Consider the following 15169-nt stretch of genomic DNA (forward strand, 5'->3'; position numbering starts at 1 on the left):
GCGTTGTCCATCGCGGCCTGGCGATGGCGCGGATATTCGGTCGTCGGGCGGAAGATGCCGCCTGCCCGATGTCTCACGCGACTTGTCGGCCAGGCAAAATATCCCGCTTTCCGGCCCGGCCTCTCCGGCCGGGGCGGTCAACGACCACCAGATTGATGGGAAGACTTTTCGGAATATAGGGAAGGGCGGCCGAAATGGCAATTGATCGTTCACGCAAAAATGCGGAACGCGCCAAAAACCGCCTTTCCCCCCGCCGCCTTTCCCCCCGCCGCCTTTCCCCCTGCCGCCTTGCCGGCCGCAGCCCCCTCCCGGCCCGGGCTGGCGTCATTCCGCCAGCTTGGCGAGCAGCGTGTCGGAGAACTGGGCGTTGGTGTAGACGTTCTGGACGTCGTCGCCGTCCTCCAGCGCCTCGATGAGGCGCAGCACCTTCTCGCCCGCCTCGTCATCGACGGCGACGTCGTTCTGCGCCTTCCAGATCAGACGGGAGGCGCGCGGTTCGCCGAACGTGGCCTCAAGCGCCTTGGAGACGGCGGCGAGCGATCCCTGCTCGCAGTAGATCTCGTGGGTTTCCTCGTCCGAGACGACGTCGTCGGCGCCGGCCTCGATGGCCGCTTCCAGCACCGTGTCGGCGTCGCCGACGCTGGCAGGGAACTCGATGAAGCCGACGCGGTCGAACATGAACGACACCGCGCCGGTTTCCGCAAGGTTTCCGCCTGCCTTCGTGAAGGAGGAACGCACGTCGGAGGCGGTGCGGTTGCGGTTGTCGGTCATCGCCTCGACGATGAGCGCCGTGCCGCCGGGGCCATAGCCCTCGTAGCGGATTTCCTCGTAGTTCTCGCCGTCGTTGCCGGCTGCCTTCTTGATGGCCCGCTCGATGTTGTCCTTGGGCATGTTCTCGGCGCGCGCGGCGAGGATGGCGGCGCGCAGGCGCGGGTTCATGGTGGGGTCGGGCAAGCCGAGCTTCGCGGAGACGGTGATTTCACGCGCAAGCTTGGCGAAGAGCTTGGAGCGCATCGCGTCCTGCTTGCCCTTGCGGTGCATGATGTTCTTAAACTGCGAATGTCCTGCCACGGGTGCCTCCGGAATGCGGGCGGCTCGGCAGGGCGCGGTCAGCCCGGGCGGCCGGCCCGGATAGTACGGTTGATGCTTGTGTTACTGCGCATAACCGCAAAATTCCGCCCGCGCAACCCGGCCCGGCGGGAATGAAGGCCGCCGGGCCGGGATCGGGCGGTCTGGCGTCAGGCCGCCAATTATCAGGCTACCTTGGGGCCGATGGCGAGCGTGAGCGGTTCCAGCCCTTCCACGCTGGCGACGAGGTTGTCGCCGGGGACCAGCGGGCCGACGCCGTGCGGCGTGCCGGTCAGGATGACGTCGCCCGGCGCCAGCTCGAAAAAGGCCGAGAGGCGCGCGATGATTTCCGGAATCTTCCAGATCAGCAGGCCGATGTCCGATTCCTGCGCGACAACGCCGTTGACGGAGAGCGCGATGCGCCCTTGCGTGAGCAGCCCGGTTTCGGAAACAGGGCTCAGCGGCCCCGCGGGGAAGGAGCGGTCGAACGCCTTGGCGATCTCCCAGGGCTTGCCCTCCCGGCTCTGGATGTCGCGGCGCGTCAGGTCGAGACCGACGCCATAGCCCCAGATGTGGCCATTGGCCTCATTCTCCGCTATGTCGTGGCCCGCCTTGCCGATCGCCACGACCAGCTCGACCTCGTGGTGCAGATTGTTCGTCTGCGACGGATAGGGGATGGTCGTGCCCGCGTCCACGACGGCGTCGGCGGGCTTCTGGAAGAAGATCGGCGGATCGCGGTCTGCATGGCCTCCCATCTCGGCCACATGGGCCGCGTAGTTGCGGCCGATGCAGTAGATGCGCCGTACCGGAAACCGCGACCGGCTGTGCGCCACCGCGATGCTCGGCCGCGGGGGCGCGGGGATGACATAGTCGGGCGTATCTGTCTGCGTTTGCGAAGTCATGCCAATTGCCTCATGAAGGATTGCGGGACGCGCATTGTTCACCGCGTGGCGCCCGGATTTCAACCGGGCCGCCGGGCCGTGCGTTCGGCATCGTCGGGCAGGTCGATGCCACGCCGGTAACGCCGGCGAATCGCGCATGGAAGAAGGGCGGTTCCAAGCAGCGGTTCCATGCAAAAGCCCGGCGGCAGGGTGCCGCCGGGCCGGAAGGCCGGGCCTGGCGCGATGCGCCTTACCGATCCTTGAACGCGGGTGCGCGCTTTTCGATGAAGGCGGTCATGCCTTCCTTCTGGTCTTCAAGCGCGAAGAGCGAGTGGAAGACACGCCGTTCGAACCGCAAGCCTTCCTCCAGCGTCGTCTCCGACGCGCGGTTGACGGCTTCCTTGGCGATCAGCGTCACCGGCAGCGAGTGGGAGGCGATGGTCTTCGCGGTCTTGAGGGCGTCGTCGAGCAATTCCGCCGCCGGCACCACGCGCGCGACGAGACCAGCGCGCTCGGCCTCTTGGGCGTCGATGAAGCGGCCGGTGAGGACGAGTTCCATGGCCTTGGCGCGGCCGATGAGCCGGGTGAGGCGCTGGCTGCCGCCCATGCCGGGAATGACGCCGAGCTTGATTTCCGGCTGGCCGAACTTCGCCGTGTCGGCGGCGATGATGAAGTCCGCCATCATGGCAAGCTCGCAGCCGCCGCCCAGCGCGAAGCCCGCGACCGCCGCGATCACCGGCTTGCGAACGGCGGGCAGGCGTTCCCACGCGCCGAACCAGTCGGCGAGGTACATGTCGATGTAGCCCTGCGGCTGCATCTCCTTGATGTCGGCGCCCGCAGCGAACGCCTTCTCCGAACCGGTGATGACGATCGCGCCGATGGAGGGGTCGGCGTCGAAAGCCTGCGCGGCGGCGAGCACTTCCTCGGTCAACTGGCGGTTGATGGCGTTGAGCGCCTTCGGGCGGTTGAGCGTGATCAGGCCGACGCGGCCGCGCTCGCCCTCGCCGTGCACTTCGGTGAGAATGGTCTCATAGGTCATGGGGCTTGCTCTCCTTCAATTCCCGCCGCCCGTTCCGCCGCGAAGGAAGCGGATGATGGCGGAGAAATCCTCATTGCCATGGCCCAATTTATCGAACAGGTCAAACAGTTGTGTGGCGTGCGCGCCGAGCGGCGTCGCCGCGCCCGACGACAGCGCCGCGTCCTGAGACAGCTTCATGTCCTTGAGCATCAGCGCCGCCGCGAAGCCGGGCCGGTAGTCGCGGTTGGCGGGCGATGTCGGCACCGGCCCAGGCACGGGGCAGTTGGTGGTCAGCGCCCAGCACTGGCCCGAGGACGTGGAGGCGACGTTGAAGAGTGCCTCGTGGGTCAGCCCCAGCTTTTCGCCGAGCACGAACGCTTCCGCGACGCCGATCATCGAAATGCCGAGGATCATGTTGTTGCAGATCTTGGCGGCTTGCCCGGCGCCCGCTTCTCCGCAATGCACGGCGCGCTTGCCCATGGCGAGCAGGATGGGCTCCGCCCGCGCGAAGGCCGGCTTGCTGCCGCCCGCCATGAACGTCAGCGTCGCCGCCTGCGCGCCGACCGTGCCGCCGGACACCGGCGCGTCGAGCGTGAGATGGCCGCTCGCGGCGAAGAGGCCATGGGCGTTGCGGGCGCTGTCGACGTCGATGGTCGAGCTGTCGATGATCAGCGCCTCCGGTTTGACATGCGCCGCGATCTCGTTCCAGACGCCGAGCACCAGCCTGCCGTTTGGCAGCATGGTGACGATGACGTCCGCCTCCGCCACGGCCGCCGCGGCGGAAGCCGCGATCACGACGCCCGCTTCCTTCGCCGCCTCGCGTGCGGCGGGCACCACGTCGAAGCCGGTGACCTTGTGATGCGCCTTGACCAGATTGGCCGCCATCGGCCCGCCCATGTTGCCGAGCCCGATAAAGCCGATCGTGCTGCTCATCCGTTCTCTCCCTGGTTTTCTTGTGACTGTCGTCCATACGCTGCGGCCGGCGTGTTCACCGGCCGCCCGCCAGATTCAGCGCATCGTCGGGATGACGAATTCCGCGCCGTCCTTGATGCCGGACGGCCAGCGGGAGGTCACGGTCTTCGTCTTGGTGTAGAAGCGGATCGAGTCCGGGCCGTGCTGGTTGAGGTCGCCGAAGCCCGAGCGCTTCCAGCCGCCGAAGGTGTGATAGGCGATCGGCACCGGGATCGGCACATTGATGCCGACCATGCCGACGTTGACGCGCGCGGCGAAGTCGCGTGCCGCGTCGCCGTCGCGGGTGAAGATGGCGACGCCGTTGCCGTATTCATGGTCGGAAGGAAGCGCCAGCGCCTCCTCGTAATTGTCGGCGCGGACCACGGAGAGCACGGGGCCGAAGATCTCCTCCTTGTAGATGCTCATCTCCGGCGTGACGTTGTCGAACAGCGAGCCGCCGATGTAGAAGCCGTTCTCATAGCCCTGCAGCTTGAAGCCGCGTCCGTCGACGAGCAGTGACGCGCCCTCCTTCACGCCGGCCTCGATGTACGATTCGACGCGCTCCAGCGCCTGCCGGGTGACCAGCGGGCCGTAGTCGGCGGCTGCGTCCGTCGCCGGGCCGATGCGCAGCTTCTCGACGCGCGGCACGAGCTTTTCCGCGAGCCTGTCCGCCGTTTCCTTGCCGACGGGCACCGCGACGGAGATCGCCATGCAGCGCTCGCCGGCCGAGCCGTAGCCCGCGCCGATCAGCGCGTCGACCGTCTGGTCGAGATTGGCGTCCGGCATGATGATCGCGTGGTTCTTGGCGCCGCCGAAGCACTGCGCGCGTTTGCCGGTTTCGGCGGACCGCGTGTAGATGTACTGCGCGATGGCCGAGGAGCCGACGAAACCGACAGCCTTGATGTCGCGATCGTCGAGAATGGCGTCGACGGCCTCCTTGTCGCCGTTCACCACATTGAGAACGCCCGCCGGCAGGCCCGCTTCGAGGAAGAGTTCGGCAATGCGCAGCGGCACGGACGGGTCGCGCTCCGACGGCTTCAGGATGAAGGCGTTGCCGCAGGCGAGTGCGGGAGCGGCCTTCCACAGCGGGATCATGGCCGGAAAGTTGAAGGGCGTGATGCCCGCCACCACGCCGAGCGGCTGGCGCATCGAATAGACGTCGATGCCCGTGCCGGCCGATTCCGTGTATTCGCCCTTGAGCAGATGCGGGATGCCGACGGCGAACTCCACGACTTCGAGCCCGCGCTGGATGTCGCCCTTGGCGTCCGGCACCGTCTTGCCGTGCTCGCTGGCAAGCAGTTCGGCGAGAGAGTCGTATTCCTTGTGTGCGAGTTCGAGGAACTTCATCAGCACGCGGGCGCGCTTCTGCGGGTTCTGCGCCGCCCAGCCGAGCTGGGCAGCCTTCGCGTTTTCGACGGCCTCACGCAGTTCGTCACGGCTCGCCAGCGCCACGCGCGCCTGCACCTCGCCGGTCGACGGATTGTAGACGTCCGCGAAACGCCCGCTGCGGCCGGCCACGCGGCGGCCGCCGATGAAATGTCCGATGTCGCTCATGGTGTCGCTCCCGAATGCGATGCGAAACCGCCGGTTTCGCATTTCTTGTCGTTGCAATTGGTACGGTTTGTTTGGCATGGATTCATGCATGGCGGTACCGGTAAAATTCCTGCATCGTTGTGCATGGATTCCCATAAGGAGACACGCGCTTGGTCCAGCCCTTCAACTGGGATCTGTTGCAGTCCTTCCTCGCCATCGCACGCACGGGGCGGCTCACGCTTGCGGCGAAGCGTCTCGGCGTCGACCACTCCACCCTGAGCCGCAGGCTGTCGGCGCTGGAGGGTGCGCTGGGCGCGACCCTGTTCGAGCGCACCATGGCGGGCTACGCGCTCACCACGCACGGGGAACATCTGCTGCGGCACGCCGAGAGCGTGGAGAGCACGGTGATCGCGCTGCAGTCCGAACTCGCGGACAGCCGTTCCACCGTGTCGGGCGCGGTGCGGATCGGCGCGCCGGACGGCTTCGGCACGGCCTTTCTCGCCCCCGCCGTCGGGCGTCTGTCGCAGGCACATCCGGAACTCGACATCCAGATCGTGGCGACGCCGCGCAACTTCAGCCTGTCGCAGCGCGAGGCCGATATTGCCATCACGCTCTCGCGCCCCTCGCACGGGCGGCTGCACGCGCGGCTGCTGACGGATTACGCACTCGGGATCTTCGCGGCCGCCAGCCGGCCGGATTTGTGGCGCGACGTGGCGGGCGCCGAGGATTGCGCCGCGAAGCCCTTCATCAGCTATATCGATGACATGATCTTCACGCCGGAACTCGACTACCTGTCCTCTATCGCGCGTGACATCACGCCGCGCATCAGGAGTTCCAACCTGATCGCGCAATATCAGGCGACGGTCGCGGGCGCGGGGCTTTGCGTGCTGCCCTGCTTCCTGGCGGCGGGCGACAGCCGCCTCGTGCGCGTGCTGCCGGGCCTGCAGTTGACGCGCAGCTTCTGGCTGCTGGTGCACAGCGACATGCGCGACCTCGCGCGCATCCGCGTCACCGCCGATTTTATCGCCGACGAGGTGCGCCGCGCGAAATCGCTGTTCCTGCCCACGTCAGACTGACGCGGCGCCCGCGCGTTTCTGCCGGCGGTAGGCGCCCGGCGTCAGCTCCGTCCATTTGTGGAAGGCGCGGTGGAAGGCGCTCGGCTCCGCGAAGCCGAGGTCGGCGGCGATGTCGCCTATCCGCCTGTCCGTCGAGACGAGTGCGGCGAAGGCCCGGTCGCGGCGGATTTCGTCCCTCATTTCCGCGTAGCTCTCCCCCTCGCGGCGTAGGCGGCGGCGCAGGGTGGAAGGCGGCACGCGCAGGAGCTTCGCCATGCCCTCGAAATCAGGCCACAGCGCTGGCGCCATCTCGTGCAGGCGGGCGCGCACCTCGGCGTTGATGCCGGAATCGTAGCGGTAGCGGATGAGGATATTCGCCGGCGCGCGGCGCAGGAACTCCTTCAGCGCCGCCTCCGTGCGGTTGACCGGCAGGCGCAGGAAGCGCGCGTCGAAGACAAGGAGGCTCGCCGGGCAGCCGAAGGTGACAGGCGCGCCGAAGAACAGGCGGTAGTCGGCGCCGCCGCTCACCGGCTCCGGCCCGCGAAAATCCACGCGACGCAACGGCAGCCTGCGCCCGGCCAGCCAGCACGCAAGGCCGTGCAGCATGATCCAGTACGCGCGATAGGCGAAGGCGGAGCGGGCGGGAGACGTCTCGCGCAGGGTGATCGTGGCGAGGCCTTTCTCCACGGTGAGTTCCCCGCGCGGCTCGTCGATGACCAGCGTGAGGAAGCGCAGCGCGCGGCGCAGGGCGCGCTCCAGATTGGGACTGTCGAGCACCGCCCGGCCGATCATGGTGAAGCTGCCCGGCCGCATGGCCCGCGCGCCGAAGCCGAAATACTCGTCCTGCAGGGCGGCCGCGATGCCGAGCCACAGCGCGCCGTACTGGTCCGCCGTGACCTGCCCGTCCGGGCGCGACAACTCCTCCGGCGCTATCCCCGCCGCGGCGAGCACCGGGGCGACATCGAGGCCGCGCTCGCGCATCGGCTCCAGCGCTTCCAGCACGAAGCCCACCGTGATCATCCGCCGCGGCGCCTGGCTTCCCGTCTGCATCCCGTCTCCAGCCATGCGATGTGGCAAAACCGATCACATCATTCCATCAGGTTCAGTCATTGAATGCCACATCGTTGCGCGATAGCACAGTGGCAATCAGAAGTTTTACGTGTGACTATTCCCGGCGGCACACGTCGAACAATAAACACCATAAGATGGGAGGCCAGTATCGTGGTTCAGCAAACCAGCCCCTTTGAGCGCGATTACGCGCAGGCCTACGCGGCTTTCGATCTGGACGCGGAGGCCGCGACGCTGGCGGGGAGTCTCGCCGGCGGCATCAACGCCTGCGTCGAGACGATCGACCGCTACGCCGATACCGGCCGCGTCGCCTTCTACTGGGAAAGCCAGGACGGGCGCTCGGCGCAATACACCTTCGCGGAATTGCAGGCGCTGTCGGCGCGGTTCGCCAATTTCCTGACGGCGCACGGCATCGGGGCCGGCGACGTGGTGGCGGGCCTGCTGCCGCGCACGCCCGATCTGCTGGTCACCATCCTCGGCGCCTGGCGGGCGGGCGCCGTCTATCAGCCGTTGTTCACCGCCTTCGGCCCCAAGGCGATCGAGCACCGCCTGCGCACCAGCGGCGCGAAGCTCGTCGTCACCGACAAGGCGAACCGGGCGAAGCTCGACGAGGTCGAGGGGCTCGCGTTCAAGATCGCGCAGGTGTCTGCCGACGCGCCGCTTCCGGCGGGCGACATCGACCTCGGGACGGAGCTAGACCGGCAGTCGGAGACCTTCGCGCCGGTGCTGCGTCGCGGCAGCGATCTCTTCCTGCTGATGTCCACGTCGGGCACCACCGGCCTGCCCAAAGGCGTGCCGGTGCCGCTCGATGCGTTGCTGAGCTTTGCCGACTACATGCGCGAGTCGGTCGACCTGCGGCCCGACGACGTATTCTGGAACATCGCCGATCCGGGATGGGCCTATGGCCTTTACTACGCCGTCACCGGGCCGCTTCTCCTCGGCCATGCCACGATGTTCTACGATGGCGGTTTCACGGTGAAGGATACCTACCGCGTCATCAAGAAGCATGGCGTCACCAATCTCGCGGGATCCCCCACCGCCTTCCGCCTGCTGATCGCGGCGGGGCCGGAGGAGGCGGCGGTCGTCAAGGGCCAGTTGCGCGCCGTCAGCAGCGCGGGCGAGCCGCTCAACCCCGAGGTGATCCGCTGGTTCGCCGAGCATCTCGACGCGCCGATCTACGATCACTACGGCCAGACGGAACTCGGCATGGTGGTCTGCAACCATCATCGCCTCAAGCACACCGTGCATCCGGGCTCCGCCGGGGTGCCGCTGCCGGGATACCGGGTCGCCATCCTCGACGAGAACCACAAGGAGCTGCCGCCGCACACGCCCGGCGTTCTCGCGGTCGATATCGCGCGCTCGCCGCTGCTGTGGTTCACCGGCTACCTCAACCAGCCTACCCCGTCCATCGTCGACGGCTACTATCTCACCGGCGACGTGATGGAAATGTCCGAGGACGGCAGCGTCGCCTTCGTCGGCCGCTCTGACGATGTGATCACGTCCTCGGGCTACCGTATCGGCCCGTTCGACGTGGAAAGCGCTCTCATCGAGCATCCCGCGGTTGTGGAAACGGCCGTCGTCGGCAAGCCGGACCCGGAGCGCACGGAGATCGTCAAGGCATTCGTGGTGCTGTCGGACAAGTATGCGCCGTCGGACGAGCTGGCGGAGGAGCTGCGCCAGTATGTGCGCAAGCGCCTCTCGGCCCACGCCTATCCGCGCGAGATCGAATTCGTCAATGAGTTGCCGAAAACGCCGAGCGGCAAGCTGCAGCGCTTCATCCTGCGCAATCAGGAGATCGCCAGGGCGAAAGAAAAACAGGGCGCGTGAGCGAAAAGGGAAATCGACATGCAGATCAGCGATCGGGTTTTTCTGGTCACCGGCGGCGCCTCCGGGCTCGGCGCGTCCGTCGCGCGCCATCTCGCCGCGCGGGAGGGCAAGGTGGTGATTGCCGATGTCAGCGACGCTGCGGGTGCCGCCATCGTGGCGGAACTCGGCAACAACGCCCGCTTCGCGCGCACCGACGTGACCGACGCGGCGCAGGCGCAGGCCGCGGTACAGCTTGCCGTCGACGCTTTCGGCCGCCTCGATGCTCTCGTGAGCTGCGCGGGCGTGGCGCCCAGCGAGCGGGTCGTCGGCCGGCAGGGGCCGCATGCGCTGGAGAGCTTCGCCCGCGTCGTCAGCATCAACCTGATCGGCACCTTCAACGTGCTGCGGCTTGCGGCGGAGGCCATCGCCCGCAACGAGCCGGGCGAGGACGGCGAGCGCGGCGTGATCGTCAACACCGCTTCCGTCGCGGCCTTCGACGGGCAGATCGGGCAGGCGGCCTATGCGGCCTCCAAGGCCGGCGTCGCCGGCCTCACGCTGCCCGTGGCGCGTGAACTGGCGCGCTTCGGCATCCGCGTCGCCACCATCGCCCCCGGTGTGTTCGAGACGCCGATGATGGCAGCGATGTCCGAGGAGGTGCGCACCTCGCTGGGCAACACGGTGCCGTTTCCGCAGCGCCTCGGCAAGCCGGACGAATTCGCGGCCCTCGTGCAGCACATCATCGAGAACCGCTATCTGAACGGCGAGGTCATCCGCCTCGACGGCGCGCTGCGCATGGCAGCGAAGTGACGGCATAACGCCGGAGCGCATTCCTGCCAGATGGAAGCATCCGATTGACGGGAATTCGCTCGGAATCCAAGGAATTGGAGCATGTCAGCGTTTCCGTGAAACAATGGCATGCTTCCGGGCAGACTCGGGAGGAACAGTCATGACAACACAGGATCCGGTCGTCATCGCGGGCTACGCACGCACGCCGATGGGCGGTTTTCAAGGCGATTTCAAGGATGTGACGGCCTCGCAGCTCGGCGCCGAGGCGATCCGCGCGGCGTTGTCGCGCGCCGGCGTGGGCGGGGAAACGGTCGAGGAAGTCGTCTTCGGCTGCGTTCTTCCGGCCGGGCAGGGGCAGGCGCCCGCCCGCCAGGCGACACTCGGCGCGGGCCTGCCGCTGTCGACGGGCGCGACCACCGTCAACAAGATGTGCGGCTCGGGCATGAAGGCCGCCATGTTCGCCCACGACCTCATCCTCGCCGGCAGCGCGACGGTGGCGGTTGCCGGCGGCATGGAGAGCATGAGCAACGCGCCCTATCTGCTCGACCGCGCCCGCGCCGGCTACCGCATGGGCCACGGCAAGGTCATCGACCACATGTTCCTCGACGGTCTTGAGGACGCCTACGACAGGGGGCGCCTGATGGGCACCTTCGCGGAAGACTGCGCGGAGGCCTACCAGTTCACGCGCGAGGCGCAGGATGCGTTCGCCATCGGCTCGCTGACGAAGGCGCAGAAGGCCATTACCGATGGTCTGTTCCGCGACGAGATCGTGCCCGTGACGGTGAAGGCCGGCAAGGCGGAGCGCCTCGTTTCGGACGATGAACAGCCGCCGAAGGCGAAGCTCGACAAGATTCCGACGCTGCGCGCCGCCTTCCGCGAGGGCGGCACGGTGACGGCGGCGAACTCTTCCTCCATTTCGGACGGGGCGGCGGCGCTGGTGCTGCTGCGTCTGTCGGAAGCGGAAAAGCGTGGCCTGACGCCGCTCGCCGCCATTCGCGGCCACAGCACCCACGCACATGCGCCGAACCTGTTTCCGACCGCGCCCATCGGCGCCATCGAAAAGCTCTTCGAGCGCACCGGCTGGTCGAAGGACGACGTCGACCTTTACGAGATCAACGAGGCGTTCGCGGTCGTCGCCATGGCGGCGATCCACGACCTCGGTCTCGATCCCGACAAGGTCAACATTCACGGCGGCGCCTGTGCGCTCGGCCATCCCATCGGCGCCTCGGGCGCGCGCGTGATCGTCACCCTGCTCGGCGCGCTGAAGACGCGCGGCCTGAAGCGCGGCGTCGCGTCGCTGTGCATCGGCGGCGGCGAGGCGACGGCGATCGCGGTCGAACGGCTGAACTGACGCCGGAGAAGGGGGAGGACATCATGATCCTGACGGAAGACCAACTCGCCATTCAGGAGGCCGCGCGCAGCTTCGCGCAGGAGCGGCTGAAGCCCTTCGCGGAGGAATGGGACCGCAAGCACGAGTTTCCGCGCGATGCGATCCGGGAACTCGGGGAACTCGGCTTCCTCGGCATGCTGCTGCCGGAGGAATACGGCGGTTCCGACACCGGGCAGGTGGCGTATGCGCTCGCCGTGGAGGAAATCGCCGCCGGCTGCGGGCCGATTTCCACCATCATGAGCGTGCATTCGTCCGTGGGCTGCATGCCGATCTACCGTTACGGCACGGAGGAGCAGAAGCAGCGCTTCCTGCCGGCGCTGGCGAGCGGTGAGGCCATCGGCGGCTTCGCGCTCACCGAGCCTCAGGCGGGCTCCGACGCCAGCGCGCTGAAGACGCGCGCCGTGAAGGACGGCGAATACTATGTGATCAACGGTTCAAAGCAGTTCATCACCTCGGGCAGGAACGGCAGGACGATCATCGTATTCGCGGTGACGAATCCGGAGGCGGGCAAGAAGGGCATCAGCGCCTTCATCGTGCCCACCGACACCCCCGGCTACGAAGTCGTGCGGGTGGAGCTAAAGCTCGGCCAGCATCTGTCCGACACGTGCCAGCTCGCCTTCAACGACATGCGCATCCACGAGAGCCTGCTGCTCGGCAAGGAAGGGCAGGGCTACGCCATCGCCCTGTCCAATCTGGAGGGCGGGCGCATCGGCATCGCCGCGCAGTCGGTCGGCATGGCGCGGGCGGCCTTCGAGGCGGCGCGCGACTATGCGCGCGACCGGGTGGCCTTCGGCAAGCCGATCATCGAGCATCAGGCCGTCGCTTTCCGCCTGGCAGACATGGCGACGCGGATCGAGGCGGCGCGCCAGCTCGTGCTCTCGGCCGCGGCGCTGAAGGAGGCGGGCCTGCCTTGCCTGAAACAGGCGAGCATGGCCAAACTCTTCGCCTCGGAAATCGCGGAAAGGGTCTGCTCGGACGCCATTCAGATCCACGGCGGATATGGCTATCTGGCGGATTTCCCGGTCGAGCGCATTTACCGCGATGTGCGCGTATGCCAGATATACGAGGGCACGAGCGACGTGCAGCGCATCGTTATCGCCCGCGACCTGTGAGGAGACCGGCATGAACGGACCGTTGACCGGGGTGAGGATCGTCGAGATGGTCGGCCTCGGGCCGGGGCCGTTCGCCGCGATGATGCTGGCGGACATGGGTGCGGACGTGATCCGCATCCATCCGAAGAACGCGCGCCCGGCGCTGTCGTTCCTCAATGGACCCTACGACCTGCTGGCGCGCGGGCGGCCCTCCATCGCCATCGATGCGAAGTCGGAGGCGGGGCGGGAGGCGCTGTTCGCCTTGATCGGAGGGGCTGATGCGCTGATCGAGGGCTTTCGCCCGGGCGTCATGGAGCGCCTCGGGCTGGGGCCGGATGTGGTGCTCGCGTGCAACCCGCGCCTCGTCTACGGCCGCATGACGGGCTGGGGACAGACGGGCAGGCTCGCGAAAACGGCCGGGCATGACATCAACTATCTGGCGCTCACCGGCGCGCTCAACGCCATCGGCGCGCAGGGCGGGCCGCCCGCCATCCCGCTCAATCTCGTGGCCGATCTGGGCGGCGGCGGCATGTATCTCGCCTTCGGCGTCGTCTGCGCGCTGCTGGAGGCGCGCGGGTCCGGCCAGGGGCAGGTCGTGGATGCGGCCATGGTCGACGGTGTGGCGGCCCTTTCCGCCATGATCTTCGGCATGCGCCAGGCCGGGCTGTGGAGCGGCGGGCGCGGCGAGAACCAGCTTGACGGCGGCGCGCATTATTACGGCGTCTACGAATGCGCGGACGGGAAGTGGCTCAGTATCGGCGCTATCGAGCCGCAGTTCTATGCGAAGTTTCTGGAGCTGGCCGGGCTGAGGATCGAGGACTTCGCCGAGCAGGATAACCAGGAGCTGTGGTCCGTCTACCGCGAGAAGATCGCCGCCTGCATCCGCGAGAAGACGCGGGACGAATGGGCGGCGATCTACGACGGCACGGATTGCTGCGTGGCGCCGGTGCTGGACTGGGAAGAGGCGCCTGCGTATCCCCATTACAGGGACCGCGAAACTTTCGTTGAAATTGAAGGGGTTACGCAGCCCGCGCCCGCGCCGCGCTTCAGCCGGACGCCGGGCAGGGTGTCCGGCCCTCCGTCCCGCCCGGTGGACGGCGCGGGACCGGAGGGGGAAGAGCTTCTCAGGCGATGGGGCGTGCCGGAAGAGCGGATCGCGGCGCTGCGTGAAAACGCGGGTGCCTGACGCCCCGGCGGTCATCGCAAAAAATTTGCCGGCGAAACCTCCCGTTCGGAGAAAATTCGCCGGCTTTTCTTTTTATTTGTAGTCGCGCTCGTCAGCGATCACCTTGCCGTCGCCCGGCAGCTCGCCGGGCGCAACGATCTCGACCGTTCCGCGCACCTTGGTGATGTTCTGCAGCGTCGCCGCCAGCGCGGCGATCAGCGCCTTCGCTTCGGCCGGGTTGGTGACGGGCGATTCGGCGCGCAGCGTCATGTGGTCGGCCTCGTCGGCGCGGGTGACGACGAGGCGCAGCCGGCCGAGTTCCGGATGCACGCGGCCGACCTCGGCGATCTGCTCGGGGCGGATGAACATGCCCTTGACCTTGGTCGTCTGGTCCGCCCGCCCGAGCCAGCCCCGGATGCGCTGGCCGGTGCGCCCGCAAGGGCTGATGCCGGGCAGGATGGCGGAGAGGTCGCCCAGCGCGAGGCGGATGATCGGATGCAGCGGGTCGAGCGCCGTCACCAGCACCTCGCCGATCTCGCCTTCCGGAACCGGGTCTCCGGTGCCGGGGCGCACGATCTCGACAATCAGCCCCTCGTTGACGATCAGCCCCTCGCGGGCGGAGGTCTCATAGGCGACGACGCCGCATTCGGCGGTGGCATAGGCCTGATAGGCCTCGACGCCGCGCTCCGCGATCTCCTTCTGCAGCGATGGCGGGAAGGCCGCGCCCGACACCACGGCCTTGCGGATGGAGGAAATGTCCGCGCCCTTGTCGCGGGCGGTATCGAGCAGGATCTTCAGGAAGTCCGGCGTGCCGGTGTAGCCGGCGGGGCGATAGGCCTCGATGAGCTGGAGCTGGGCCTCGGTGTTGCCCGGCCCGGCCGGGATCACCGGGCAATCGAGCGCGTTCGCGCCGGAGTCGAAGATGAAGCCGCCGGGTGTGAGATGGTAGGAGAAGGTGTTCAACACGATCTCACCCTCCCGGAAGCCCGCCGCATAGAGGGCGCGCGCTGCCCGCCAGGCGTCGCGGCCGTTGACCTCCGGCTCGAAGATCGGGCCGGGGGAAGCGAACAGGCGGCTGTAGACCGGCGAAGGCGGCGCGAGCAGGCCGCCGAAGGGCGGGTTCGCGGCATGGAGGGACGGCAGGTTGGACTTGCGCAGCACCGGCAGGCGGGCGAGCGCCGCGCGGTCCCTGATCTCGGTCGAATCGATGCCCGCGAGCCGCTCGGCCCAGGCAGGCAGTTCCCGCGCCGCGTCGAGCACGGCGGGAAGGTTGGCGAATAGATCGGCTTCCCGCTCCGCGGGATCGCGGGTCTCGATCTGGTGATTGAAGGCGGTCATGCCGTTTCTCCGGTTTTTT

The 15169-nt window shown here is 67.7% G+C and carries 13 protein-coding genes; 6 read left to right on the forward strand and 7 right to left on the reverse strand.

All coding sequences use genetic code 11. The features are described 5' to 3' along the window. Window positions 1-324: 324 nt before the first annotated feature. From ACFFJ7_RS01290 to ACFFJ7_RS01310, 5 genes are all read right to left on the reverse strand, one after another. Window positions 325-1071 (reverse strand): YebC/PmpR family DNA-binding transcriptional regulator, encoded by a 747-nt coding sequence (locus ACFFJ7_RS01290; protein ID WP_166949012.1) that lies wholly within the window; start codon window positions 1069-1071, stop codon window positions 325-327. A gap of 182 nt (window positions 1072-1253) precedes the next feature. Further along, window positions 1254-1970: a fumarylacetoacetate hydrolase family protein gene (locus ACFFJ7_RS01295; protein WP_377590441.1), complete on the reverse strand. Its 717-nt coding sequence runs from the start codon at window positions 1968-1970 to the stop codon at window positions 1254-1256. A 229-nt stretch (window positions 1971-2199) separates the two neighbouring features. Continuing rightward, a complete protein-coding gene (locus ACFFJ7_RS01300; protein WP_377590443.1) occupies window positions 2200-2988 on the reverse strand; it encodes an enoyl-CoA hydratase in 789 nt (262 codons plus the stop codon). Window positions 2989-3003: 15 nt separating this feature from the next. Continuing rightward, the gene (gene mmsB, locus ACFFJ7_RS01305) at window positions 3004-3900 is read right to left on the reverse strand and encodes a 3-hydroxyisobutyrate dehydrogenase (protein WP_377590445.1); all 897 of its coding nucleotides are present in this window, start codon (window positions 3898-3900) and stop codon (window positions 3004-3006) included. Between the two features lie 75 nt (window positions 3901-3975). Continuing rightward, on the reverse strand, window positions 3976-5472 hold the full coding sequence (locus ACFFJ7_RS01310; protein WP_377590447.1) for a CoA-acylating methylmalonate-semialdehyde dehydrogenase: 1497 nt from the start codon (window positions 5470-5472) through the stop codon (window positions 3976-3978). Between the two features lie 149 nt (window positions 5473-5621). On the opposite strand from ACFFJ7_RS01310, the gene ACFFJ7_RS01315 reads away from it, so the two are divergent. Then, window positions 5622-6527: a LysR family transcriptional regulator gene (locus ACFFJ7_RS01315; RefSeq protein WP_377590449.1), complete on the forward strand. Its 906-nt coding sequence runs from the start codon at window positions 5622-5624 to the stop codon at window positions 6525-6527. Here ACFFJ7_RS01315 and ACFFJ7_RS01320 read toward each other — a convergent pair. After that, window positions 6519-7556 (reverse strand): AraC family transcriptional regulator, encoded by a 1038-nt coding sequence (locus ACFFJ7_RS01320; protein WP_377590451.1) that lies wholly within the window; start codon window positions 7554-7556, stop codon window positions 6519-6521. The genes ACFFJ7_RS01315 and ACFFJ7_RS01320 overlap by 9 nt on opposite strands. 171 nt (window positions 7557-7727) lie before the next feature. On the opposite strand from ACFFJ7_RS01320, the gene ACFFJ7_RS01325 reads away from it, so the two are divergent. The 5 genes from ACFFJ7_RS01325 to ACFFJ7_RS01345 all read left to right on the forward strand — a co-directional run bounded on the left by ACFFJ7_RS01325 (window position 7728) and on the right by ACFFJ7_RS01345 (window position 13833). Then, window positions 7728-9401 (forward strand): acyl-CoA synthetase, encoded by a 1674-nt coding sequence (locus ACFFJ7_RS01325; RefSeq protein WP_377590453.1) that lies wholly within the window; start codon window positions 7728-7730, stop codon window positions 9399-9401. Between the two features lie 18 nt (window positions 9402-9419). Next, the gene (locus tag ACFFJ7_RS01330) at window positions 9420-10187 is read left to right on the forward strand and encodes a 3-hydroxyacyl-CoA dehydrogenase (protein ID WP_166949026.1); all 768 of its coding nucleotides are present in this window, start codon (window positions 9420-9422) and stop codon (window positions 10185-10187) included. 139 nt (window positions 10188-10326) lie between these two features. After that, window positions 10327-11517 (forward strand): acetyl-CoA C-acyltransferase, encoded by a 1191-nt coding sequence (locus tag ACFFJ7_RS01335; protein ID WP_166949028.1) that lies wholly within the window; start codon window positions 10327-10329, stop codon window positions 11515-11517. A 23-nt stretch (window positions 11518-11540) separates the two neighbouring features. After that, the gene (locus ACFFJ7_RS01340) at window positions 11541-12668 is read left to right on the forward strand and encodes an acyl-CoA dehydrogenase family protein (RefSeq protein ID WP_166949030.1); all 1128 of its coding nucleotides are present in this window, start codon (window positions 11541-11543) and stop codon (window positions 12666-12668) included. 10 nt (window positions 12669-12678) lie between these two features. Further along, complete coding sequence (locus ACFFJ7_RS01345) at window positions 12679-13833, forward strand: CaiB/BaiF CoA transferase family protein (RefSeq protein WP_377590456.1); 1155 nt, start codon at window positions 12679-12681, stop codon at window positions 13831-13833. A gap of 72 nt (window positions 13834-13905) precedes the next feature. On the opposite strand, the gene ACFFJ7_RS01350 is transcribed toward ACFFJ7_RS01345, so the two are convergent. Next, complete coding sequence (locus ACFFJ7_RS01350) at window positions 13906-15150, reverse strand: phenylacetate--CoA ligase family protein (protein ID WP_166949034.1); 1245 nt, start codon at window positions 15148-15150, stop codon at window positions 13906-13908. Between the last annotated feature and the right edge of the window lie 19 nt (window positions 15151-15169).

The sequence above is a fragment of the Pseudochelatococcus lubricantis genome (assembly GCF_042432495.1).
Lineage (GTDB): Bacteria > Pseudomonadota > Alphaproteobacteria > Rhizobiales > Beijerinckiaceae > Pseudochelatococcus > Pseudochelatococcus lubricantis.

Bases quoted from the DNA above. Each gene is read 5' to 3' on its own strand.
- mmsB (WP_377590445.1), bottom strand. From the start codon at position 3,900: ATGAGCAGCACGATCGGCTTTATCGGGCTCGGCAACATGGGCGGGCCG.
- ACFFJ7_RS01310 (WP_377590447.1), bottom strand. From the start codon at position 5,472: ATGAGCGACATCGGACATTTCATCGGCGGCCGCCGCGTGGCCGGCCGC.
- ACFFJ7_RS01320 (WP_377590451.1), bottom strand. From the start codon at position 7,556: ATGCAGACGGGAAGCCAGGCGCCGCGGCGGATGATCACGGTGGGCTTC.
- ACFFJ7_RS01295 (WP_377590441.1), bottom strand. From the start codon at position 1,970: ATGACTTCGCAAACGCAGACAGATACGCCCGACTATGTCATCCCCGCG.
- ACFFJ7_RS01335 (WP_166949028.1), top strand. From the start codon at position 10,327: ATGACAACACAGGATCCGGTCGTCATCGCGGGCTACGCACGCACGCCG.
- ACFFJ7_RS01330 (WP_166949026.1), top strand. From the start codon at position 9,420: ATGCAGATCAGCGATCGGGTTTTTCTGGTCACCGGCGGCGCCTCCGGG.
- ACFFJ7_RS01345 (WP_377590456.1), top strand. From the start codon at position 12,679: ATGAACGGACCGTTGACCGGGGTGAGGATCGTCGAGATGGTCGGCCTC.
- ACFFJ7_RS01300 (WP_377590443.1), bottom strand. From the start codon at position 2,988: ATGACCTATGAGACCATTCTCACCGAAGTGCACGGCGAGGGCGAGCGC.
- ACFFJ7_RS01350 (WP_166949034.1), bottom strand. From the start codon at position 15,150: ATGACCGCCTTCAATCACCAGATCGAGACCCGCGATCCCGCGGAGCGG.
- ACFFJ7_RS01340 (WP_166949030.1), top strand. From the start codon at position 11,541: ATGATCCTGACGGAAGACCAACTCGCCATTCAGGAGGCCGCGCGCAGC.